Consider the following 21,267-nt stretch of genomic DNA (forward strand, 5'->3'; position numbering starts at 1 on the left):
ATGGCCTTTGCCGCATTCTCATCCACGACCGCGCCGTCCGCCGATCCGGCCGCCAGGCGCCGCAGCCCGGTAGCCTTGTTTCTGCTGCTACCGGGCATCCTCTATCTGGTGCTGTTCTTTCTCACCCCGCTGGTGTCGCTGCTGCTGACCTCGTTCCAGGCGCCGCGGGAGTTCGGTGATATTGGTCAGTACCATTACGCCTTCCGCTGGCAGAACTACGTCGAAGTGGTCACGACCTACTGGCCGCACATTGTGCGTTCGTTCAGTTACGCGCTCGCGGCGACGTTCTTCGCGCTTCTGATCAGCTACCCGCTGGCCTACTTCATCGGGGTCAAGGCGCGAAGATGGCCGCTGCTGCAGAGCCTCATGCTCGTTCTCGTGATCGCGCCGTTCTTCATCAGCTTTCTGCTGCGCACCCTGGCCTGGAAGCAGCTGTTCTCGGACGAGTCCTTCGTGGTTCAGTCGCTCAAGGCCCTGTCGCTGCTGGCGCCGGAAGCGCACGTGACCGGCACCGCGTTCTCGGTGATCTTCGGTCTCACCTACAACTTCATCCCGTTCATGACCCTGCCGCTCTACACGACCCTGGAGCGGCTTGACGTGCGCTACCTTGAGGCCGGCAGCGACCTGTACGCGAGCCCGTTCCACGTGTTCCGCAAGGTCACCATCCCGCTGTCGATGCCCGGTATCGTCGCGGGCACGCTGCTCACCTTCATTCCGGCGGCGGGCGACTATATCAACGCCAGCCGGGACTTTCTCGGCGGTACCGGCACCCAGATGATGGGTAACGTGATCGAAGCCAACTTTCTGGTGCTGCAGAACTTTCCCGCCGCTGCGGCCCTGTCGATCATTCTGATGACCGTGATCCTGGTGATCGTAAGCATCTACGTCAAACGATCCGGAACGGAGGAGCTGCTGTGAAAGTCTCCCTCGGCAAATGGTTGCTGCCCGTTTACAGCGCCCTGGCCCTGCTGTTCCTCATGATTCCGATCGGGTACACCTTCGTCTATTCCTTCAACGACTCGCTCAAGTCGAACATCACCTGGCAAGGCTTCACCTTCGACAAGTGGCTGAACGTCTGCAATCTGCAGAACGGAGCCGTCTGCCAGGCCTTCGGCAATAGCCTGTTCATCGGGGCTGTCGCCACCATCGTTGCGACCACGCTCGGCACCATGATCGCGATCGCCATCGTGCGCTACCGGTTCAAGTTTCGATCCCAGACCAGCTTGCTGCTGTTTCTGCCGATGGCGACCCCGGAGGTCGTGCTCGGTGCCGGACTGGCCGCACAGTTCTTGTCGGTCGGGGTGCCGAAGGACATGCTGACGATCATTCTCGCGCACACCATGTTCTGCATCAGTTTCGTGGTGGTCACGGTCAAGGCCCGGGTTGCGAGCCTCGACCCGGCGCTCGAAGAGGCCGGTCGCGACCTCTACGGTTCGGCCGCGCAGGTGTTCGCCCGCATCACCTTTCCGCTGCTGCTGCCGGGTATTCTCGCGGCCGCTCTGCTGTCGTTCGCCCTGTCCTTCGATGACTTCATCATCACGAACTTCAACTCCGGCGCGGTGTCGACCTTTCCGAAATACATCTACATTTCGGCGGCCCGCGGCATCCCGGCTGAGGCCAACGTGCTCGCCTCGGCCGTGTTCATCATTGCCATCGTCGTGGTCGTGACGGTGCAGGTGACGGGAGCGGCCAAGGCGCGGCGCCTGGCCAGGCCCAGCTAGTCGCGAGGGCGCAGGCCTTGGCGGTGGAGCTCCGGCGCCAGCTCGAGCGCCTCGGCCGGGGACAGCCGGCGCGGTGCGGGCAGCGCGCCGCGCGGCGTGTGCGCTCCCACTCGGAGTGCATCACCCAGTCGCAGGCCGACCGCCCCGATGGCACCCTGCTCCGGCGCTACCATCGGGCCGAGCGGTAACACCATCGGGAGTGGATGCACCGAGTGCGGCGCCGTGCGGGTCAGCAGGATGCCGCGTTCGACGGCGCATTCCCTGGCCACCCGGAGCTGGCCGTTGGCGAGGTAGCGCAGCCCCCTGTGCTCCAGCTTGGAACTCCACCGTGACGTGCCGAAGGCCAGGTCGTGCGCGTCGACGGCCACGACGGTGAGCCCACGCGTCGCCGCATCGAGGGCCACCCCGGCCCCGGTGACGCCGAGGCCGACGACGAGCAGGTCGATGACCCGGCCGTCAGCCGCTTCGGCCAGTTCGCGCTCGCGGCCGGAATCCCTGCGGGGTGCGCCTGCCGGGCAGCGATCTGCGCGGAGGTTTCCTCCCAGCTCTGCTCGACATCGTCGGCGCCAGCAACGTGACGATCGATGCTGAGGCTCGGGTATGGAACACCGGCGGCAAGTCCACCCCCGATCTGATTCGGCTGCGCTCCGGAGACGGGCACGCTGCCCCGGACGCCATCGTGACTGCGGGCAGTCACGAGCAGGTGGTCGAGATCATCACGCTGTGCTCGCAGCATCGAATAGTCCTGGTTCCGTTCGGCGGCGGCAGCTCGGTGGTCGGCGGCCTGGGCGTGGTCCCGGTCGGTCGGGGCAATGACTTTGCGTGTCAGCTGGGGATCCCCGGCGACGTCGGGCCGGGCGCCCTCAACGTGATTGCGCCCGACCGTTCCGAACCCGGTCAGACGTAGCTGGCGCGAATTTCCCCGACCGGCCGGCCACCGCCGGTCACGGTGAGTCCGAGCTCGGGCAGTAACTCATCTACATCCGCTCGTTTGATGGCACCGGAGTCGGCGAGCAGACCTACGGCGACGGCCGCTGCGGCGCGCAGGTTACCGTCCAGAATCTTCAGCGCCACGGTGGTGCCGTTTTCGGCGGCGGCCACCATGATGCCCTCGGCACCGCCCTTCACGAACAGGCCGAGCCGGTCGATGACGATGCTGTCGGAGTGCCCGGGGCCGGCCACGACCCACCCGTTGGCACGCACCGCTTCGGCCAGAAAACCGGCCTCACGGTAGATCGCAAACGGCGAGTTGGACTTGCTCGTGGCGATGCGGGCGATGCCGCGGGCCAGGCCGGTAAGCGAAATGGCGTGCACGGGCGCGCCGCAGCCATCAATGCCCGAGACCAGCGGACGTTCGCCGGTGAACCGTTCGAGCACGTCGAGAATGCGTTTTTGCAGCGGATGTTCCGGCTGCAGATAACCCTCGATCGCCCAGCCGTTCTGCTGGCAGGCGACGAGCATCGCCGCGTGCTTGCCCGAGCATTCCATGTATACCGGAGCCTTGCCGGCTCCGAGTCGCACCAGGGCGTCCCGCGCGGCGGAGTCGATCGGCCAGGCGGCCGGGCAGGCGAGCGCCGTTTCGGGTACTCCGGCCCGGCTGAGCAGCCCGCGCACCAGTGCGACGTGTTCTGGCGTACCGATGTGACTCGCGGTCGCGATCGCAGCATCCGCTCCCCGCAGGGCGACACCGCTCGCCATGACCGCGACAGCCTGAAACGGTTTCATCGCCGAGCGCGGAAAGACCGGGCTGGTGACATTGCCGAGGGCACGCAGCACCTCACCGTTGGTACCGAGCACGATCGCCGAACCGGCGTGCCTGGATTCGACGAACCCGCTGCGTTCGACGACGGCGAGTTCGACGGAATCGTTGACCGTGAAGGTTTCAGTGGTCACGTTAGAGTGCGGCGATCGCATCGTCGATCACCGAGAGGGCGTCGATGATGAGAGCATCGGACAGCGCGAGGCTCGGCAGGAACCGCAGCACGTTGCCGTAGGTTCCGGCTGTGAGCAGCAGCACGCCGTGCTGGCTCGCGTAGGCGGAGATGGCGGTCACCGCAGCGGCGTTCGGGACCTTCGTCGTGTCGCCGGTACCGGGCTGCACGAGTTCGATCGCCATCATGGCGCCGCGACCGCGGATCTCGCCGATGATGTCGTACTTGTTCTTCAGTGCGGTCAGGCCAGCGGTGAGGGACTTTTCGATGCGCTGCGCTTCGGCCAGCAGGTTGTTGGCCTCGATCGCGTCGAACACGGCGATCGCCGCAGCACAGGAGACGGGGTTGCCGCCGAAGGTGCCGCCGAGCCCGCCGGGCTGGGAGGCGTCCATGATGTCGGCGCGGCCGGTGACGGCGGCGAGCGGAAAGCCGCCGGCGATGCCCTTGGCGGTGAGCACGAGGTCGGGGATCCAGCCGAAGTGCTCGCTCGCGTAGTACTTGCCGGAGCGGGCCATGCCGCTCTGAATTTCATCGGCGATCATTACGACACCGTTGGCGGTGCACCAGTTCTGGAGCGCGGGCAGGTAGCCGTCCGCTGGCACCATGAAACCGCCCTCGCCCTGAATGGGTTCGACGACCAGGCAGGCCAGATCGGATGCCCCGATCACCTTGTCGAGGTAGGCGATGGTGCGAGCAGCCGCTTCAGCGCCGGACAGACCGTCGTGATACGGGTAGGAGCTCGGGGCGTGGTAGACGTCGCTGGCGAGTGGGCCGTAGCCGGTGGCGTACGGCATGGCCTTGTAATTCATGGCCATGGTCAGCACGGTGCGGCCGTGGTAGGCGTGGTCGAGCACCGCGACGGCACGACGGCCGGTGTACTTGCGGGCGATCTTCACGCCGTTCTCAACGGCTTCCGCGCCGGAGTTGATGAGCACGCTCTTCTTGGCGAAGTCACCGGGAGTGTGCTCGGCGAGCAGCTCGGCGACGCGAACGTACTCTTCGTACGGCGTGACGGTGAACAGGGTATGGATGAAGTCTTGGGACTGTTCGACGGCGGCCGCGACGACACTGGTCTCGGTGTGGCCGATCGTGGTCACACCGATGCCGGCACCGAGGTCGATGAACTGGTTGCCGTCCACGTCGACCAGAATCGCGCCGTTGGCCTTGGCAATGTAGACGGGCAGCATGGAACTGACCCCGTCGGAGACGACCGCCCGACGCCGCTCATGCAACGCCGCCGAGATCGGACCGGGGATGGCCGTGACGATCTTTCGTTCTTGCGTGACAGAGTACGCGGTGGCGGTGGCAGAGTTTGTGAGGGTGTCAGTCATGATTCCCCTACTGTACCTAATAGTGCTGTACCGACCATGGGCGCGGTGTTCCTGAGTTCGCCTGCAAGAATCTTTGAGAGCAAGGGGAGAAGCATGAACGGAGTGCACGAATATGCGGTGCGGGTTGAGTGGACCGGCAATCGCGGCACCGGAACCAGCCACTACAAGGCCTATGGACGTGACCATCTGATTTCACCGGCCGGTCGGGCATCCGCTGAGAAGGTGCCGATTCTGGGCTCGTCCGACTCGACCTTTCACGGTGACAACGACCGGTGGAATCCGGAGGAGCTGCTGCTCGCGGCGCTCAGCCAGTGCCACCTCTTGTCGTATCTGCACGTGGCGGTCCGCAATGGAATCACGGTGACGGCGTATACGGATGCCCCGGTCGGCACCATGGAACAGGTGGCCGGCGGTGGCCACTTCACGGCGGTCACCCTGCGGCCCCGCGTGACTATTACCGACCCCGAACAGGTGGAGTTCGCGCAGTCGCTGCACGCCGAGGCCGCCCTCGCATGCTTCATCGCGGCGTCGGTGAACTTTCCGGTCGGGCACGAGCCGGTCACGGTCGCCTGACGCGTAGTGCGTCGCCGAGCCGTGAGTTTGAGGCGATTTCAGCGCTGAAATGGCCTCAAACTCACGGCTCGGTGGTTGAAACTCACGGCTCGGCCGGGGACCAAGATTCTGCATGGCACGGTACTGCGGTTTGCGTAGTAGTGTGGGATCCGTTGAAGGCCTGCGTGTGCGCCCCGACCGATGAAGGAGATACCGATGGATACCACCCAACTACTGAAGGGGGTGCTCGATATGGCCGTCCTGGCCGTGATCGTCGACGACGACGGCTACGGCTATGACATTGTGCGTCGGTTGCGCGCCGCCGGACTCGATGAGGTCGGTGACGCGTCGGTCTACGGCACCCTGCGCCGGCTGTACAGCGCCGGGGCGCTGTCGAGCTATGTCGTGCCGTCGGACGGCGGGCCGCACCGCAAGTACTACGGAATGAACGCGAACGGCCGGGCCATGCTCGCCGAACAGCGCTCGAACTGGACCCACTTCGCAAATACCCTCACCCAGTTGCTCGAGAAGCCGAAACCCACCGCCCACCTACGCCCGATCGGTGACAACACATGAGCGAAACAATTACGACTCCCCAGTCCATTCGTGAGTTCGCCGCGGCCGTGCGATCGGCACTGAGCGACCTGCCGGCCGACGATGTCGATGACCTCACCGACGGCCTCGAGGCCGACCTCACGGAGCAGGCCGCCGACGTCAATGCCGGCGATGCGGCTGCGCCCAACGTCGATCTCGGCGATCCGGTCGCCTATGCCGACGAGTTGCGCGGCGCTGCCGGGCTTCCGGTGCGGGGCACGACGCCCGAAGTCCGGGTGCCGCGGCTTGGCCGGCTGCGCATCAGGATCGGCGAGGCGCGGGCTGGCGCGGCGCGGCGCATCTGCTCGAGTGTCGCCGGTGCGGCGCTGCTCGACTTTCTGCTGGTGTTGCGCCCCGTGTGGTGGGTGCTGCGCGGCTGGGTTGTTTATGCGGTCGTCGCAGTCCTCGCAGGCGGCGGGATCAGCACGGTGCCGACCGACCCGTTGCGGTGGGTCGTGCTCGCGGCTTTCGTGATTCTGAGTGTGCAGTGGGGTCGTGGCCGGTGGCTGCCTTGGCGCTGGCTTCCACGTTTTCGTGCCCTGGTCAGCGTGTGCGCGGTTCTCGTTCTGCCGATCGTGCTGTTGGCCACGGCGCACAATGCCGGAGCGCAGAACAGTGCGTACGTGGACTACAACCCGGCGCCAACGCCGGGACTGATGCAGAACGGCCAGGGAGTGACCAACGTGTTCGCCTATGACGCCGACGGCCAGCCGCTCACCGACGTGCAGTTGTTCGACCAGGACGGCCGCGCGCTCAACGTGGTCAACGACCCGGTCAATACCAACTACCTGACCCAGTTTGATGCCGCCGGCGACAAGGATATGGTCATGCCGAGCCTGCTGGTGCCGGGCGGCGGCGGCTGGAATGTGTTCCCGCTGCGGCTGGTGACCTCCGACGATGTCGACTACACCTACGACCATCTCGGGCAGGCCTTCCAAGCGGATGCCGCGCCCGCGCCGTTCCCGTTCGCCCAGGTGCGGCCGCTGGTCGAGCTTCCGGCGGTGGAAGAGTCGTCGTCCACGCCGGCACCCGCGTTATCGCCGGAACCGTCAGCCGCGCCCACGCTGTCGCCGGGACCGACGGCATCCGCTGCGCCGACGGCCGAACAATGATGCGCCGGTCCGAGGTACAGACCGTCATCAGCCCGTCGGCCGTCGACCTGCCGCCCACCCAGTCCGTTGACATAACTGCGTGGGCCGCCACGGGCGAATAGGCGCGAACCTCGACCTGACAGGATGGCACGGGTTAGGGTGGCACGAGGGGGAACCATGAGTCGACACGCCGCCCACGGGGCGCACAGCTGCACAGTTGCGCGAGCGCGATGGCTCGTCACGGGTGCAGGGATGATGGTGGTGGCTCTTGCCCTCATGGGCTGCGGTACCGCCGGCGAGCGCGTGGCCGGCACGGCGGTCAACCAGGTTGCTGACGCACTCACCGACCAACTGGACTCGCCGGTGTCGCGGGTGCGCGATGCGGAGTGGTTCGCGGCAACCTACATCCCAGACCTGAACTCGTCTGGCCGCGGTTCCACGGTCTACGCGGACACACTGGCGTGGAGTGGAAACTCACGGGACGACGCCGGCGCCCGCATCGAGGTTCGCATCCGGGTCGACGTTGAGGCTGAGACTGGCTATTTCGGATCCGGCCACGAGTCTGCAAGTTCCACGAAGTGCTTCCGCTATGAGGTCTTTGTCCGGCCGAACCCGGTACTCCGCCATGGCATCGCCTGTCCGAACGACCCGGAGATCATGATGCCCTCTGCGGTGCCGTTCCCTACTCTGCCCGACAACGCCGAGGACGTTCTCGCCGCGGTTCTCGCCGCAGCATCACCCACCAGCCTGGACGGAGACGTGCGCGCCGCCTTCCCGCAGGACTTCGTGACGGTTGACACGGATACCGTCGATGGCGATCTCCTGGCTGCCGTCGGTGTTTCGGCGGAGCGCGAGTGCATCGTGGGAGGGCGCGGTGCCGATGGTGTGGTGGAGTTCTGGGGCTACGATCCCACCTGGATCGAGCCCGGCGAACTGGGCTGTACGACGCGCATTGTGACGAGCCCGCCCCTGTAGTCGTCCCAAGCGTCAGGGAGCCGCCGACCCGTGAGTTTGAGGCGTCCCACGTTACCGAGCCGTGAGTTTGAGTCCATTTCTGGGCGAAAACGGGCCGATACTCACGGGTCGGTGCTGGAAACTCACGGCTCGGCGACGCAGGAACGACGCCGCTGGCTACTACGCGGGGTAGGCGGCCACCAGGGCGGTGAGGGCCTCTTCGATCACGGTCGCGGCATCGTCGATGAGCTCGTCGGAGATCACGACGCTCGGCATGATGCGCAGCACTGAGTCCCAACTGCCGGCATCGAGCACGATGACACCGTTTGTGGTCGCGTGCTTGATCACGGCGGTGAGCGCTTCGGGATAGGGCTTCTTGGTGCCGGGGTGCACGAGCTCGACGCCGAACATGGCGCCCTTGCCGCGCACCTCACCGACGATGGAGAACTTCTCGGCCCAGTCGCCGATGCGCGCCTGCAGCGCCTTCTCAACTCGCTTGGCTTCGCCGAGCAGGTCGTCGCGCTCGATCAGGTTGAACACCGCGAGGGCGGCCGCGGTCGAGACCGGGTTGCCACCGAAGGTGCCGCCGATACCGCCGGGCTGAACGGAATCCATGATGTCGGCACGTCCCGTGACGGCGGCGAGCGGGAATCCGCCGGCGATGCCTTTGGCCGTGGTGACCAGGTCGGGCACGACATCGTGGTGCTCGATCGAGTACCAGACTCCGGTGCGGGCGAGGCCGGCCTGGATCTCATCGGCTACGAAGACGATGCCGTTCTCGGTGCAGAATTCGCGGATGCGCTGGAAGTAGCCGGGCGCGGGAATAACGATGCCACCGTCGCCCTGGATCGGCTCGACGAAGAACGCCGCGATCTCGGTCGCGCCGATGTGAGTGGTGATGTAGTCGATGGTCTTCTCGGCCGCTTCGAGCCCGCTCAGGCCGTCGCGGAACGGGTAGCTCGTCGGCACGCTGTAGATCTCACCGGGGAACGGGCCCATGCCGGCTCGCTCCGGCCAGGGCCGATAGGTCATCGCCATGGTCAGGTTGGTGCGGCCGTGGAAGGCGTGGTCGAGAGCCACGATGGCGCGGCGACCAGTGAACTTGCGGGCGATCTTCACCGCGTTCTCCACGGCCTCGGCACCGGTGTTGACCAGAATCGAGTGCTTCTCAAAGTCGCCGGGGGTAATCTCCGCGAGCTTCTCCGCCACCGCCACATAATTCTCGTACGGCGTGACCGTGAACAGGGTGTGGGTCAGCTTCGCTGCTTGAGCGGATGCTGCCGCCGCGACATCCGGATGCGCGTGACCGATCGTGGTCACCCCGATACCGCAGCCGAGGTCGATGATCTGGTTGCCGTCGACGTCGACCAGGATGGCTCCGGCGCCGTGGTCCATATAGATATTGGCGAGGGTGCCGGCGCCGCGGGCGACGGTCTTCTCACGCCTGGCCTGCAGTTCAACCGACTTGGGGCCGGGAAGAGCCGTGACGAGTTTGCGTTGCTGGGGCACCGAATACGTTGCAGTCATTCGACCAGCCTATGACCGTCAGAGCATCAGACAAACCGCCGCTACAGGCGTTCGCGCGGAAACACCCGATGAGCGAGGCGATTGAGGGTACCGACCGGCGGCGATTCGTTGTAGGCGTTGGCCAATTCCTGACCGGACAGCTGGTGAATGGCCGCCATGATCTCATCCGTGGCCTGCCGGCGGGCCTTGCCGGAGGTAGCCGGGCCGTGGTGGCTGAGGTCGAGCGGTTCGCCGAAGGTGACGGTGACCTTGCGGATGCGCGGCACCGTGGTGCCGACTGGCTGAATCTCCTGGGTACCGATCAGTCCGACCGGAACGACAACGGCGCCCGTGGTGAGGGCGAGCCAGGCGACGCCGGTGCGTCCCTTATAGAGTCGTCCATCGAGCGAGCGGGTACCCTCCGGGTAGATCGCGAAGGCACCCTCGGTATCGAGCACGGAACGGCCGGCGTCGAGTGCGACCTGGGCGGCCTGCCCGGCTCCGCGTTCCACTCCGATGGCGCCGATCGCGGTGAAGAAGGTGCGGGACACCCAGCCCTTGAAACCGGTTCCGGTGAAGTAGGTCGATTTCGCCAGAAACTGCACGCGGCGGGTGGCGACGAGCGGAATGACGATGCTGTCGATGAATGACAGATGGTTGCTCGCGAGAATGACGCGACCGGTCGCCGGGATGTTCTCACGGCCGATGATCTTCGGCCGAAACACGATTCGTGCGACGGGCGCCATGATGCCGTAGCCGAGAAAATAGACGAATCCCGGGCGCTTGACCCGCTCCGGTTCGTCCTGCACGTCGTCAGGTGCGGCTTGCTCGTCACTGTCGATCGTGCTGGTTTCAGCGTTGTCATTGAGTTCTGCATCGGCACCAGTCACCCGTTGACACTACGCCACGACTGGCCAGCAACGAACATACGCCGCGCCCGGCACCTAGCATGGAGTTATGCGCAGAGTAATCATTCTCGGGTCTACCGGCTCGATCGGAACCCAGGCCCTGGACGTCATTCGCGCCAACCCAGAGCGGTTCGAGGTGGTGGGTCTGTCGGCCGGGCGCAACCGCGAACTGCTCGAGCAACAGGCGGCCGACTTCGCAGTCGACGACACCGCGCTCGGCGCCGACGAGGCCGAGCAGCTCGTTCGGGACGTCGAGGCCGATGTCGTGCTGAACGGCATCACCGGCTCGGTCGGTCTCGGCCCGACCTTGGCCGCGCTGAAGGCCGGGCGCACCCTGGCCCTGGCCAATAAGGAGTCGCTGATTGTCGGCGGCGACCTCGTGAAGAATCTTGCTGCGCCGGGGCAGATCGTGCCGGTGGACTCCGAGCACTCGGCGATCGCGCAGGCACTGCTCTCAGGAACAGCGGATGAGGTGCGTCGCCTCGTGCTGACGGCATCCGGTGGACCTTTTCGCGGTTTTAGTCGGGACCAGCTCGCCCGGGTGACCCCGGCGCAGGCGCTCGCGCACCCGACCTGGAACATGGGGCTCGTGGTGACCACGAACTCGGCGACACTGGTCAATAAGGGTCTGGAGATCATCGAGGCGCACCTGCTGTTCGACGTGGAGTACGACCGCATCGACGCCGTCGTGCACCCGCAATCCGTGGTGCATTCCATGGTCGAATTCGTCGACGGCTCGACGATCGCTCAGGCCTCACCCCCGGACATGCGGCTGCCGATTTCGCTGGGACTCGATTGGCCAAACCGGGTCGCCGCCGTCGGCGCCCCGATCGACTGGACCGTTCCGCACAGCTGGACCTTCGAACCGCTCGACGAAGCCGCTTTTCCGGCGGTCGAGCTGGCTAAGCGGGTCGGCCGTAAGGGCGGCACCTATCCCGCGGTGTTCAACGCGGCCAATGAGCAGGCCGTGGCCGCTTTTCACGCCGGACGCATCGGATTTCTGGATATCGTCGACACGGTGCTGCGCGTGGTCGAATCCCACGAACAGGGCGGCGAACTCAGTCGGGAGTCGCTCGCCGAGGGCGAACGGTGGGCGCGTGCCGCCGCGGATCGGCTGATCGACCAGCGCTAGTTACCAGTCAGTCGTCCCGGTCCTCACGTTGTTCTTTGGCCCGTTCCTTGGCGGCTTCCGCGGCTTTCTTGGCGGCTTCTTCGGCCTGTTCGGCGCGGTCCTTAGCGTTTTCGTCGTTCTGCTGCTGGGCGGCAGCTGCTGCCTCGGCCGCCGCCTGAGCTGCCGCCTCGGCGGCAACGGCGGCGGCGTCGATCTCAACGGTCAAGTCGCCCTGCACCAAATTGATCGCGGACTGAATCGAGGCCGAACGCTCAGCGCTGACCTGGCCGGAGGCGGCGGCCGTGCGCAGATTCGCCTGCATGGCGGTGAGCAGGGTCTGGGCGTTGCTGAAGTCTCCGGCGGCGGAGGCCTCGGTGATGGCCAGAATCTCGGTCTGCAAATTCTCGGCCGTTGCGGCCTGCAGGTTGACCGGGTCGGCCGTGCAGCCGGACAGTGGCAGGAGCAGCCCGACGGCCAGGGCCAGGGCTAGGGGCAGTCGCTTGCGTCGATTCACGGGTTCACGCTCTCTTGAAGCTCTTGAAGATGGGTGCCGAGAGTGCCGTCGACGGTCGGATAGTTCGGTGGCGCCACGGCGGGCGCCTCGGCTGGATTGATCAGGAACAGGGCCACGACGGCGAGGGCGATAAGGGTGAGCCCGCTTACGACCAGGACGAGCACTCGTCGGTGCGCGAGACGGCGCGGCCTGGCCGGGCGCGCAGCGGCGGTGCCAGCTGCGGGAACGCTGGCGGGAGCATCCGCTTTCAGGATCTCGGTCGGAGCGGCAGCGGCTTCGGCACCCGGCAGCAACGGGGCCGGGTCGGGCGCAGCGACCGGCAACAACAGGGTCGCAGCGGGCGCCGGAGCCGGCAGCAGCATGGTGGGCGCATCGGTGGTGCCGCCACCGGCGGCCAGCGCCCGCAGCAACCCGGCGGCGTCGGCCGCGGTCGGCCGGTCGGCGGGGTCGCGGGCGGTCATCGTGCGCAGAACGTCGATCCAGTCGGTGCCGAGATCGTTCGGGATCTCCGGCTGGCGCTGCAGCCGGGCCATGGCCGATTCCACCGCGCTTCCCGGATAGGCGCGCGTTCCGGTGAGGCATTCGAGCAGCACCAGACCGAGAGAATAGACATCCGTCGGCGCGCCGATAGCGCCGCCAAGCGCCTGCTCCGGGCTGAGGTAGCTCGCCGTGCCGAGCAGCGACCCGGTCGCCGTCAGCCTGGTTTCATCGAGCAGCCGGGCGATGCCGAAGTCGGCCAGCTTGGCGTGCATGCCGCGGCCCGGAAACCCGGAGGGTGCCAGCAGCACGTTGGCCGGCTTGACATCCCGGTGGATAATGCCCCGCTCGTGAACGTAGTGCAGTGCCTCGGCGAGGTCGGCACCCATGCCGGCCACGTCGACGCTCGGTACCGGGCCGTCTTCGATGCGGGTGCGCAGATCCGGGCCGTCGACGAGTTCCATCACGATGAAGGTGCGTGGGATGCCGTCCACCGTGGTGGTTCCGGCATCGAACAGGGTGACCAGCGCGAAGTGGTTCAGGCTCGCCAAGAGGGCGATCTCGCCGCTCTGGCGCTCGGGCTCAGTGCCACCGCCGTCGGCGCGAAACAGCTTGACGGCTACAGAGCGGCCCAGGGCGGTGTCGGTGGCCCGATAAACGGATGCCATCCCCCCGGTGCCGATCAGGCTCATGATGCTGAAACGGTCGGCCAACAGGCTGCCGACGGGGCCGAGAGTCGGCGGTACGGCTGGAGCGGGTGCTGAGAGCTTCTGCGTGGGCATGGTTTCGTGAGCCAAGGGGGACCTCCTGGTGCGTCCGACCTCTAGCCAACCACATGCATCCGCTCAGGGGGGAGATTGGTCGGCACAGCCAGCCGCTTGGCAGCTTGATGCGGTTACTCTACAACAGTGGAAACTGTACTGCTGTTCATACTGGGCGTCGCCATTGTCGTCGTCGGCCTCGCCCTCTCCATCGGCCTGCACGAAATCGGCCACCTGGTGCCCGCCAAGCTATTTGGCGTCAAGGTCACCCAGTACATGATCGGCTTCGGCCCGACGCTCTGGTCCCGCACCAAGGGCGAAACTGAGTATGGAGTCAAGGCTATCCCCATGGGCGGCTATATCGCCATGATCGGCATGTTCCCGCCGTCGAAGAAGGGCGGAGCGCCCCGCAGCACGACCACCGGGTTCTTCGATCAGATGGTGCAGGAGGGCGCGCCGGAGAAGAAGACGAGTGCCCTGTCGACCCTGGTCGACGACGCCCGCCAGGCGAGCGCCGAGACCATTGGCGAGGGTGAAGACCACCGCGCCTTCTACCAGCTGCCGGTCTACCAGCGTGTGATCATCATGCTCGGCGGGCCGACCATGAACCTGCTCATCGCGATCGTGATGTTCTCGATTTTGCTGATGGGATTTGGCTCCCCGCAGATCAGCACCACCGTCGGCAGCGTGAGCGAGTGCGTGCTGCCGGCATCGAGCGACCGCCAGACCTGCGCGGCAACCGACGAAGCCTCACCCGGAGCCGCCGCCGGCCTGCAACCGGGTGACCGACTGGTCAGTATCGGCGGAACCGCCATCTCGACCTGGGAACAGTCCACCGACATCATTCGTGCTTCAGCCGGACGCACCGTCGCGGTCGTCGTTGAACGTGACGGTGCCGCGCTTGACCTCTCGCTGACCCCCAAACTAACCGAACGCTACGTCTATACCGACGACAACGAAATCAAAACGGATGCCGCCGGCGATGCGATCACCGAGCAGGTCGGCTTCGTCGGCATCGGAGCAGCCGCCGAAATGGTGCCTCAGCCCGCAACCGCCGTGCTGCCCATGGTCGGCGACAACATTGCCAATGTTGCCCACCTGATCATCAACCTGCCCGACCGGCTCGTGGCGGTGGCCAACGCGGCGTTCGGGCCCGGGGAGCGCGACCTGAACGGACCGATCAGCGTGGTCGGCGTCGGCCGGGTGGCCGGCGAACTCGCCAGCATCGACACCATTCCGGTCGCCGACAAGGTCGCGAGCATGCTCGGCCTGCTCGGATCCCTCAATATCGCCCTGTTCGTGTTCAACCTGGTGCCCCTGCTTCCGCTGGACGGCGGCCACGTGGCTGGTGCGCTGTGGGAGGGCATCCGTCGATTCTTCGCAAAGCTGTTCAAGCGGCCAGACCCGGGGCCGGTTGACATGGCCAAGCTCATGCCGCTCACTCTCGTGGTCATCATTCTGCTCGGCGGCATGAGCCTGCTGCTGATCTACGCCGACATCGTCAAGCCGATCAACTTCTTCGGCTAGCAGCTACCGCGTCAGCAGCAGCGCTTCACCCTGGCCGCCACCGCCGCATAGAGCCACCGCGGCCTTGCCGGAGCCGCGCCGGGCCAGTTCGAGGGCAGCGTGCAGCGCGATACGTCCGCCGCTCGACCCGATCGGGTGGCCGATCGCGATGCCGCCGCCGTGAATGTTCACGACGTCGGCACTGACGCCGAGCACCTTCGATGATTGGTGCACGACGGAGGCGAATGCCTCGTTGATCTCGACCAGGTCGAGGTCGGCGGCGGTCCAGTCCTCGCGCTTCAGGGCGTGCGCGATGGCATTGGCCGGCTGGGAGTGCAGGGAGTTGTCGGGGCCGGCGACCTGGCCGCTCGCCTTGATCACGGCGAGCCAGGGCAGGCCGTGCTTTTCGGCCCAGGCGCGGCTGGTCACGACGACGGCGCTCGCGCCATCGCTCAGCGGGGCGGCGTTTCCGGCGGTGATGCTCCCTGCCGGGTCGAACGCTGGACGCAGCCGGCCGAGCGTCTCGGTCGTGCTCTCGGCGCGTACGCCCTCATCGGTGCTGATCACGAGCGGCTCACCCTTACGCTGCGGCACGCTGATCGGGGTGATCTCGTCGTGGAACACGTCGGCGGCTGCGGCTGCGGCGGCACGCTGGTGTGAGGCAGCGGCGATTTCGTCCTGCTCGAGGCGGGTTTGGCCGAGCCGGGCGTTGGCGCGTTCGGTGGAGAGCCCCATGGAGAGCCCGTCGAAGGCGTCGGTGAGTCCGTCGTGCGCGGCATGGTCGAGCGCGGACACGGTTCCGTAGTTCCAGCCCTGGCGGGAACCGGGCAGCAGGTGGGGCGCGCGGGACATGGACTCCTGGCCACCGGCCACGACGACATCCGCTTCGCCGAGCCGCACCAGCCGGGCGGCATCGATGACAGCGGCCAGGCCGGAGAGACACACCTTGTTGAGCGTCATAGCCGGTACATTCCACGGGATGCCCGCCGCGACGCTGGACTGCCGGGCCGGGTTCTGCCCGCAGCCGGCCTGCAAAACCTGCCCCATCAGCACGAAGTCCACCTGCTCCGGTGCTACTCCGGCCCGGGCGAGGGCGCCGGCAATGGCCGCCGCGCCGAGGTCAACGGCGGTGAGGGACGAGAGTTGCCCGTTCACGCGACCCTGCGGGGTGCGCGATCCGGCCAGGATTACGACGTCGGTTTCGGTCATCGGGACTCCTTTGTCGTGCATGTTTGATCGAGGTAATCCACCCAGCATATGGGTGCCCAGTGCGGATACGTTCGCCGACCTCGTGCACGCAGCCGCGTTCCGGGAGACGCTGCCAGCACGGCTTGAGCGCAGATCTCGGGCGGCATTCAGCTTGCCCGCTGCGGCGACAACTAAGCTAAGCAGGTGGCTGCAATCAACTTGGGGATGCCCAAAGTACCTGAGGTACTCGCTCCCAGACGCAAATCCCGTCAGATCAAGGTCGGAAAGGTTTTGGTCGGTGGCGATGCTCAAGTGAGCGTGCAATCGATGACGACCACCCCGACCACCAACATCAACGCGACGCTTCAGCAGATCGCCGAACTCACGGCGACCGGCTGTGACATCGTGCGTGTGGCGGTGCCGACCCGCGACGACGCTGAGGCGCTGCCGATCATCGCCAAGAAGAGCCAGATCCCCGTGATCGCGGACATCCACTTCCAGCCCAACTACGTGTTCGCCGCGATCGACGCCGGCTGCGCGGCGGTGCGCGTGAACCCGGGCAATATTCGCAAGTTCGACGACCAGGTGGGCAAGATTGCCGCCGCGGCGAAGGCCGCCGGGGTGAGCATCCGCATCGGCGTCAACGCTGGCTCGCTCGAGCCAAGCCTGATGCAGAAGTACGGCAAGGCCACCCCTGAGGCGCTCGTTGAGAGCGCCGTCTGGGAGGCGAGCCTGTTCGAGGAGCACGACTTTCACGATTTCAAGATCTCGGTCAAGCACAACGACCCGGTGATCATGGTCAAGGCCTATCGTCTGCTAGCCGAGCGCGGCGACTGGCCGTTGCACCTCGGTGTGACCGAGGCCGGTCCGAGTTTTCAGGGCACCATCAAGAGCGCCACGGCGTTCGGACTGCTGCTCGGTGAGGGCATTGGCGACACCATCCGCGTGTCGCTGAGCGCCCCGCCGGTCGAAGAAATCAAGGTGGGTCTGCAGATTCTGCAGTCGCTCAACCTGCGCGAGCGCAAGCTTGAGATCGTCTCCTGCCCCAGCTGCGGCCGGGCCCAAGTGGATGTCTACAAGCTCGCCAACGACGTCACCGACGGGCTTGAAGGAATGACCGTGCCGCTGCGCGTCGCCGTCATGGGTTGCGTCGTCAACGGACCGGGCGAGGCTCGCGAGGCCGACCTCGGCGTCGCGAGCGGAAACGGTCGCGGTCAGATCTTTGTGCGCGGCGAGGTCATCAAGACCGTGCCGGAGTCTGAGATCGTGAAGACCCTGATCGAAGAAGCCAATCGTCTCGCCGCCGAGATGCCTGCCGCTGAACTCGGCAGCCCCACGGTGTCCGTCGGCTCGCAGTAGTTCAAGAACGAGCCACCAAGATGAAATGTTCCACGACCGGGAACGGTTCGTAGAAGCGGTGACATTCGACGGAATGGCAACGACGGAATCGGCACACCCGAAGCGCTGAAGTACGGCTTTCGCGAAGACTGGTCTCGCAGAATCACCATGGAAATTGACTGGGTCAATCTGGTCCCCATCGTCGCGATCATCAGCGGTATCGTCTATGCAATCTTCGACCAATTTTTTAAAACCCGCCGTCGCCTGGCTGAAGCCGAGGGCACTTCAGCGTTGCGCATAGCGCTGACGCAGAGCAACCAGACCAATACCGCGCTGCTGAAGAAATTGACCGCAATGGACTCGCGGCTGGGGGCCATCGAGCGCACCCTGAGCGCGGTCGGCTGAGCCCTGCGGCTGCGGGGGCCGTAGAGCCGGCGCGCGCGTAAGGTAGACGGGTGCCTACACGTCTCTCCAACTACTTCCTCCGTACACTCCGCGAAGACCCCTCCGACGCCGAGGTGACCAGCCACCGCCTGCTCGTGCGGGCCGGCTACATCCGTCGTCAGGCCCCGGGCATTTTCGCCTGGCTGCCGCTCGGCTTGCGGGTGAAGGCCAAAGTGGAGCGCATCATCCGTGAAGAGATGACCGCTGCCGGCGCGCACGAGGTGCACTTTCCGGCGCTACTGCCGCGTGAGCCCTACGAGTTGACCGGCCGCTGGGACGAATACGGCGAGGGCCTGTTCCGCCTGAAAGACCGCAAGGGCTCCGACATGCTGCTCGCGCCGACCCACGAAGAGGTCTTCGCGCTGCTCGTCAAAGACCTGTACAGCAGCTACAAGGACCTGCCGCTATCGATCTACCAGATTCAGGACAAGTACCGCGACGAGGCACGCTCACGCGGCGGACTGCTGCGCGGCCGCGAATTCACCATGAAAGACGCGTACTCCTTCGACTACACCGACGCCGGCCTCGACCTGAGCTACCAGCTGCAGCGCGACGCCTACGAGCGCATTTTCAACCGGTTCGGCCTCGAATACGAGATCGTCCAAGCGGATGCCGGCGCCATGGGTGGCTCCAAAAGCGAAGAGTTTTTGCACCCCACCCCGGTGGGTGAAGACACCTTCGTGCGCAGCGTTGGCGGCTACGCGGCCAACATCGAGGCCTTTCGCACCCTCGTTCCGGCCGACAAAGATTTCAGCACCCTGCCCGCCGCGCAGGTCTTCGACACCCCGAACACCCCGACCATTCAGACGCTCGTCGACAAGGCCAACGCCGAGCACCCGCGCCTCGACGGTCGCGAGTGGACCGCAGCCGACACCCTCAAGAACGTCGTGCTCGCGCTCACGAACCTTGACGGCACCCGTGAACTCATCGCGATCGGCGTTCCCGGCGACCGCGAAGTCGACCTCAAGCGCGTCGAGGTCGCCTTCGCCCCCGCCGAGGTCGAGGCCGCCAACGAGGGCGACTTCGCCAAGAACCCCGGCCTGGTCAAGGGGTATATCGGCCCGTGGGGAGCAGCTGGCGCCGTGCTCGGTACCAAGTCGACCACCGGCATCCGTTTTCTGGTCGACCCGCGCGTGGTCGCCGGAACCGAGTGGATCACCGGCGCCAACGAAGCGGGCCGGCACGTGTTCGGCCTCGTCGCCGGCCGTGACTTCGCCATCGACGACGTGGTCGAAGCCTCCGACGTGCGCGCCGGCGACCCGGCGCCCGACGGCTCCGGCCCGGTCGAACTTATTCGTGGCATGGAAATCGGGCACGTGTTCCAGCTCGGTCGCAAGTACGCCGAGGTGCTCGGTCTCAAGGTTCTCGACGAGAACGGCAAGCTGGTCACGGTCACGATGGGTTCTTACGGCATCGGCGTCACCCGCATCCTCGCGGTCATCGCCGAACTCAATAACGACGCCAAGGGCCTGATCTGGCCCGAATCGGTCACCCCGTTCGACGTGCACGTGATCGCCACCGGCCGCGACGAAATCGTCTTCGATACCTCGGAGGCCGTTGTTGCCGCGATCGAAGCCACCGGCCGCGAGGTGCTCTACGACGACCGCCGCAAGGTTTCGCCCGGCGTCAAGTTCGGTGACGCCGAGCTCATCGGCGTGCCGTGGATCGTGATCGTGGGTCGCGGCGCCGCCGACGGCATCGTCGAGCTGTGGAACCGTCGCACCGGCGACCGCGAGCAGGTCGACGTCGCTGACGTCGCCAGGCACTTCGTCTAAGAATCGTTTTATCGAGAACGGATACTGCCGGCCAACTGAGCAGGCAGCATCCGTTCTGCAGCGAGCCAGCGCTGGACCGACCCACCGCGGGGAGAATGGGTGACGGGACGCCGCAGATTCGGGTACCGTTGTATTCAGCCCGCTGCGCGGTTTCGCGGCGGCAAGATCATGCGACTAGATCGTACGTAGAGGAGGCCGGCCATGGACATCGACCTCAGTGTTTTGCGGCTATTGGAGCGCGAAAAAGAGATTCCCTTTGAGGAACTCGTGCAAATCATCGAACAGGCGATTCTGACCGCCTATGTCAAGCACATCCAGCAAGACGTGTCGAAGCTGGAAGCTTCGAAGATTGCTGAAGCCAAGCACGATATCCAGGAAGTGCCCGAAGCGCGCGTCGTTCTCGATCGCAAGTCCGGGCACGTGGACATCTACATTCCCGAGCACGACGACGAGGGCAACGTCATCGGCGAAGCCGTGGACAACCCCACCGACTTCGGTCGCATCGCCGCTTTCGCCGCCAAGCAGGTCATCAACCAGCGTCTGCGCGACCTGGCCGATGACGCCGTGCTCGGTCAGTTCAAGGGTCGCGAAGGTGACATCATCGCCGGAATCATTCAGCAGGGCCCTAACCCCCGCATGATTCACGTCGACCTCGGCACCATCGAAGCGATCATGCCGCCCGAGGAGCAGGTTCCTACCGAGAGCTACGTTCACGGCGCGCGCATTCGCGTGTTCGTGACGGCCGTCGGTCGTGGGCTCAAGGGCCCGCAGATCACCGTATCGCGCACCCACCCTTCGCTCGTGCGCAAGCTGTTTGCGCTCGAGGTTCCCGAGATCGCCAGCGGAGTCGTCGAGATCGTCTCGCTCGCCCGCGAAGCCGGCCACCGCACCAAGATCGCCGTGCGCGCCACCGAACCCGGCGTGAACGCCAAGGGTGCCTGCATCGGCGAACTCGGCCAGCGCGTGCGCGCCGTGACCGTCGAGCTCAACAACGAGAAGATCGACATCGTCGACTTCTCGCCTGACCTCGCGACCTTCGTCGCGAGCGCTCTGTCGCCGGCCAAGGTGACGAGCGCCTACGTGATCGACGAGTCGATCAAGGCTGTGCGTGCCCTCGTGCCCGACTACCAGCTGTCGCTCGCGATCGGCAAAGAGGGCCAGAATGCGCGCCTCGCCGCCAAATTGACCGGTGCGAAAATCGACATTCAGCCCGACAGCATTCTGGAGGATGCCGAATAGGGGGTACGATGAATTCCGTTAGAACGTGTATTGGCTGCCGTTCGCGCGCCCCTCGATCCTCACTTTTGCGGATCGTTGCTGGGAAATCAGAAGTTGTGGTGGATGAAACCGCCACAATCCCCGGTAGAGGTGCGTGGCTGCACGCCCTTGAAGCGTGCTTTCAGGATGCCGTAAGGCGCCACGCTTTCGGGCGTGCTTTTCGCGTGACCAGGTCACTGGACGCGAAACAACTAGAGAACAGGCTGAATTGGCTTATGGATAACTAATGAGCGGCTCGAAATGAGACCCGTCCGTTATTAACGGTCTGCCCCTTTCCGGGTGCAGAC

22 protein-coding genes are annotated in these 21,267 nt (G+C 65.7%); 14 read left to right on the forward strand and 8 right to left on the reverse strand.

The window, feature by feature from the left end; translation table 11 throughout:
- Entirely contained in the window at positions 1 to 918 is a 918-nt protein-coding gene (locus E3T41_RS02515; protein ID WP_134477215.1) for an ABC transporter permease, read from the forward strand.
- The gene (locus E3T41_RS02520; protein ID WP_174775271.1) at positions 915 to 1,721 is read left to right on the forward strand and encodes an ABC transporter permease; all 807 of its coding nucleotides are present in this window, start codon (positions 915 to 917) and stop codon (positions 1,719 to 1,721) included. Before E3T41_RS02515 ends, E3T41_RS02520 begins: the two co-directional genes overlap by 4 nt.
- Here E3T41_RS02520 and E3T41_RS02525 read toward each other — a convergent pair.
- Positions 1,718 to 2,323 carry an FAD-dependent oxidoreductase gene (locus E3T41_RS02525; RefSeq protein ID WP_370256975.1) on the reverse strand — a complete coding sequence of 202 codons (606 nt, stop codon included), beginning with the start codon at positions 2,321 to 2,323 and terminating at the stop codon, positions 1,718 to 1,720. The genes E3T41_RS02520 and E3T41_RS02525 overlap by 4 nt on opposite strands.
- On the opposite strand from E3T41_RS02525, the gene E3T41_RS02530 reads away from it, so the two are divergent.
- Positions 2,224 to 2,628, forward strand: a complete 405-nt coding sequence (locus E3T41_RS02530) for an FAD-binding protein (RefSeq protein ID WP_092450100.1) — start codon at positions 2,224 to 2,226, stop codon at positions 2,626 to 2,628. The two genes, E3T41_RS02525 and E3T41_RS02530, sit on opposite strands and share 100 nt — an antisense overlap.
- Here E3T41_RS02530 and E3T41_RS02535 read toward each other — a convergent pair.
- Positions 2,619 to 3,635 (reverse strand): asparaginase, encoded by a 1,017-nt coding sequence (locus E3T41_RS02535; protein ID WP_134477218.1) that lies wholly within the window; start codon positions 3,633 to 3,635, stop codon positions 2,619 to 2,621. The genes E3T41_RS02530 and E3T41_RS02535 overlap by 10 nt on opposite strands.
- Positions 3,616 to 4,983, reverse strand: a complete 1,368-nt coding sequence (gene gabT, locus E3T41_RS02540) for a 4-aminobutyrate--2-oxoglutarate transaminase (protein ID WP_092450096.1) — start codon at positions 4,981 to 4,983, stop codon at positions 3,616 to 3,618. Before gabT ends, E3T41_RS02535 begins: the two co-directional genes overlap by 20 nt.
- Before the next feature lie 93 nt (positions 4,984 to 5,076).
- On the opposite strand from gabT, the gene E3T41_RS02545 reads away from it, so the two are divergent.
- The 4 genes from E3T41_RS02545 (at position 5,077) to E3T41_RS02560 (ending at position 8,195) form a co-directional block, all read left to right on the forward strand.
- Positions 5,077 to 5,556, forward strand: coding sequence for an OsmC family protein (locus tag E3T41_RS02545; protein ID WP_104131308.1), 480 nt, complete (start codon positions 5,077 to 5,079; stop codon positions 5,554 to 5,556).
- Between the two features lie 195 nt (positions 5,557 to 5,751).
- Positions 5,752 to 6,111 carry a PadR family transcriptional regulator gene (locus E3T41_RS02550; protein WP_092450092.1) on the forward strand — a complete coding sequence of 120 codons (360 nt, stop codon included), beginning with the start codon at positions 5,752 to 5,754 and terminating at the stop codon, positions 6,109 to 6,111.
- Positions 6,108 to 7,241: a hypothetical protein gene (locus E3T41_RS02555; RefSeq protein WP_134477221.1), complete on the forward strand. Its 1,134-nt coding sequence runs from the start codon at positions 6,108 to 6,110 to the stop codon at positions 7,239 to 7,241. Before E3T41_RS02550 ends, E3T41_RS02555 begins: the two co-directional genes overlap by 4 nt.
- A gap of 231 nt (positions 7,242 to 7,472) precedes the next feature.
- Positions 7,473 to 8,195, forward strand: coding sequence for a hypothetical protein (locus tag E3T41_RS02560; RefSeq protein WP_166791485.1), 723 nt, complete (start codon positions 7,473 to 7,475; stop codon positions 8,193 to 8,195).
- A gap of 159 nt (positions 8,196 to 8,354) precedes the next feature.
- Here E3T41_RS02560 and E3T41_RS02565 read toward each other — a convergent pair whose 3' ends face one another.
- Positions 8,355 to 9,701: an aminotransferase class III-fold pyridoxal phosphate-dependent enzyme gene (locus tag E3T41_RS02565; protein ID WP_092450086.1), complete on the reverse strand. Its 1,347-nt coding sequence runs from the start codon at positions 9,699 to 9,701 to the stop codon at positions 8,355 to 8,357.
- Between the two features lie 41 nt (positions 9,702 to 9,742).
- Positions 9,743 to 10,570 (reverse strand): lysophospholipid acyltransferase family protein, encoded by an 828-nt coding sequence (locus E3T41_RS02570; protein ID WP_369828668.1) that lies wholly within the window; start codon positions 10,568 to 10,570, stop codon positions 9,743 to 9,745.
- A 67-nt stretch (positions 10,571 to 10,637) separates the two neighbouring features.
- Between E3T41_RS02570 and dxr the strand changes: the two genes are divergently transcribed.
- Positions 10,638 to 11,720 (forward strand): 1-deoxy-D-xylulose-5-phosphate reductoisomerase, encoded by a 1,083-nt coding sequence (gene dxr / locus E3T41_RS02575; protein WP_092450084.1) that lies wholly within the window; start codon positions 10,638 to 10,640, stop codon positions 11,718 to 11,720.
- Positions 11,721 to 11,727: 7 nt separating this feature from the next.
- Here the strand turns inward: dxr and E3T41_RS02580 are convergent, their stop codons facing one another.
- Positions 11,728 to 12,213 carry a mucin-associated surface protein gene (locus E3T41_RS02580; RefSeq protein WP_134477226.1) on the reverse strand — a complete coding sequence of 162 codons (486 nt, stop codon included), beginning with the start codon at positions 12,211 to 12,213 and terminating at the stop codon, positions 11,728 to 11,730.
- Entirely contained in the window at positions 12,210 to 13,487 is a 1,278-nt protein-coding gene (locus E3T41_RS02585; RefSeq protein WP_241991006.1) for a serine/threonine-protein kinase, read from the reverse strand. Before E3T41_RS02585 ends, E3T41_RS02580 begins: the two co-directional genes overlap by 4 nt.
- A 111-nt stretch (positions 13,488 to 13,598) precedes the next feature.
- Here E3T41_RS02585 and E3T41_RS02590 point away from each other — a divergent pair, with 111 nt between their 5' ends.
- The gene (locus E3T41_RS02590; RefSeq protein WP_092450080.1) at positions 13,599 to 14,978 is read left to right on the forward strand and encodes an RIP metalloprotease; all 1,380 of its coding nucleotides are present in this window, start codon (positions 13,599 to 13,601) and stop codon (positions 14,976 to 14,978) included.
- A 3-nt stretch (positions 14,979 to 14,981) separates the two neighbouring features.
- Here E3T41_RS02590 and E3T41_RS02595 read toward each other — a convergent pair whose 3' ends face one another.
- Positions 14,982 to 16,166, reverse strand: coding sequence for an acetyl-CoA C-acetyltransferase (locus E3T41_RS02595; protein ID WP_134477228.1), 1,185 nt, complete (start codon positions 16,164 to 16,166; stop codon positions 14,982 to 14,984).
- A 183-nt stretch (positions 16,167 to 16,349) separates the two neighbouring features.
- Here E3T41_RS02595 and ispG point away from each other — a divergent pair, with 183 nt between their 5' ends.
- The 5 genes from ispG to E3T41_RS02620 all read left to right on the forward strand — a co-directional run bounded on the left by ispG (position 16,350) and on the right by E3T41_RS02620 (position 21,207).
- Positions 16,350 to 17,504: a flavodoxin-dependent (E)-4-hydroxy-3-methylbut-2-enyl-diphosphate synthase gene (ispG, locus tag E3T41_RS02600; protein ID WP_170851566.1), complete on the forward strand. Its 1,155-nt coding sequence runs from the start codon at positions 16,350 to 16,352 to the stop codon at positions 17,502 to 17,504.
- Between the two features lie 147 nt (positions 17,505 to 17,651).
- Entirely contained in the window at positions 17,652 to 17,888 is a 237-nt protein-coding gene (locus E3T41_RS02605; protein ID WP_241991007.1) for a hypothetical protein, read from the forward strand.
- A 50-nt stretch (positions 17,889 to 17,938) separates the two neighbouring features.
- Complete coding sequence (locus tag E3T41_RS02610) at positions 17,939 to 19,702, forward strand: proline--tRNA ligase (RefSeq protein WP_134477232.1); 1,764 nt, start codon at positions 17,939 to 17,941, stop codon at positions 19,700 to 19,702.
- Between the two features lie 201 nt (positions 19,703 to 19,903).
- Entirely contained in the window at positions 19,904 to 20,941 is a 1,038-nt protein-coding gene (gene nusA / locus E3T41_RS02615) for a transcription termination factor NusA (RefSeq protein WP_092450070.1), read from the forward strand.
- Positions 20,942 to 20,949: 8 nt separating this feature from the next.
- Positions 20,950 to 21,207 (forward strand): YlxR family protein, encoded by a 258-nt coding sequence (locus E3T41_RS02620; RefSeq protein ID WP_092450068.1) that lies wholly within the window; start codon positions 20,950 to 20,952, stop codon positions 21,205 to 21,207.
- The last annotated feature ends 60 nt before the right edge of the window (positions 21,208 to 21,267 follow it).

It is taken from the genome of Cryobacterium sp. Hh38, assembly GCF_004403235.1.
In the GTDB taxonomy this organism is placed as follows: domain Bacteria; phylum Actinomycetota; class Actinomycetes; order Actinomycetales; family Microbacteriaceae; genus Cryobacterium; species Cryobacterium levicorallinum.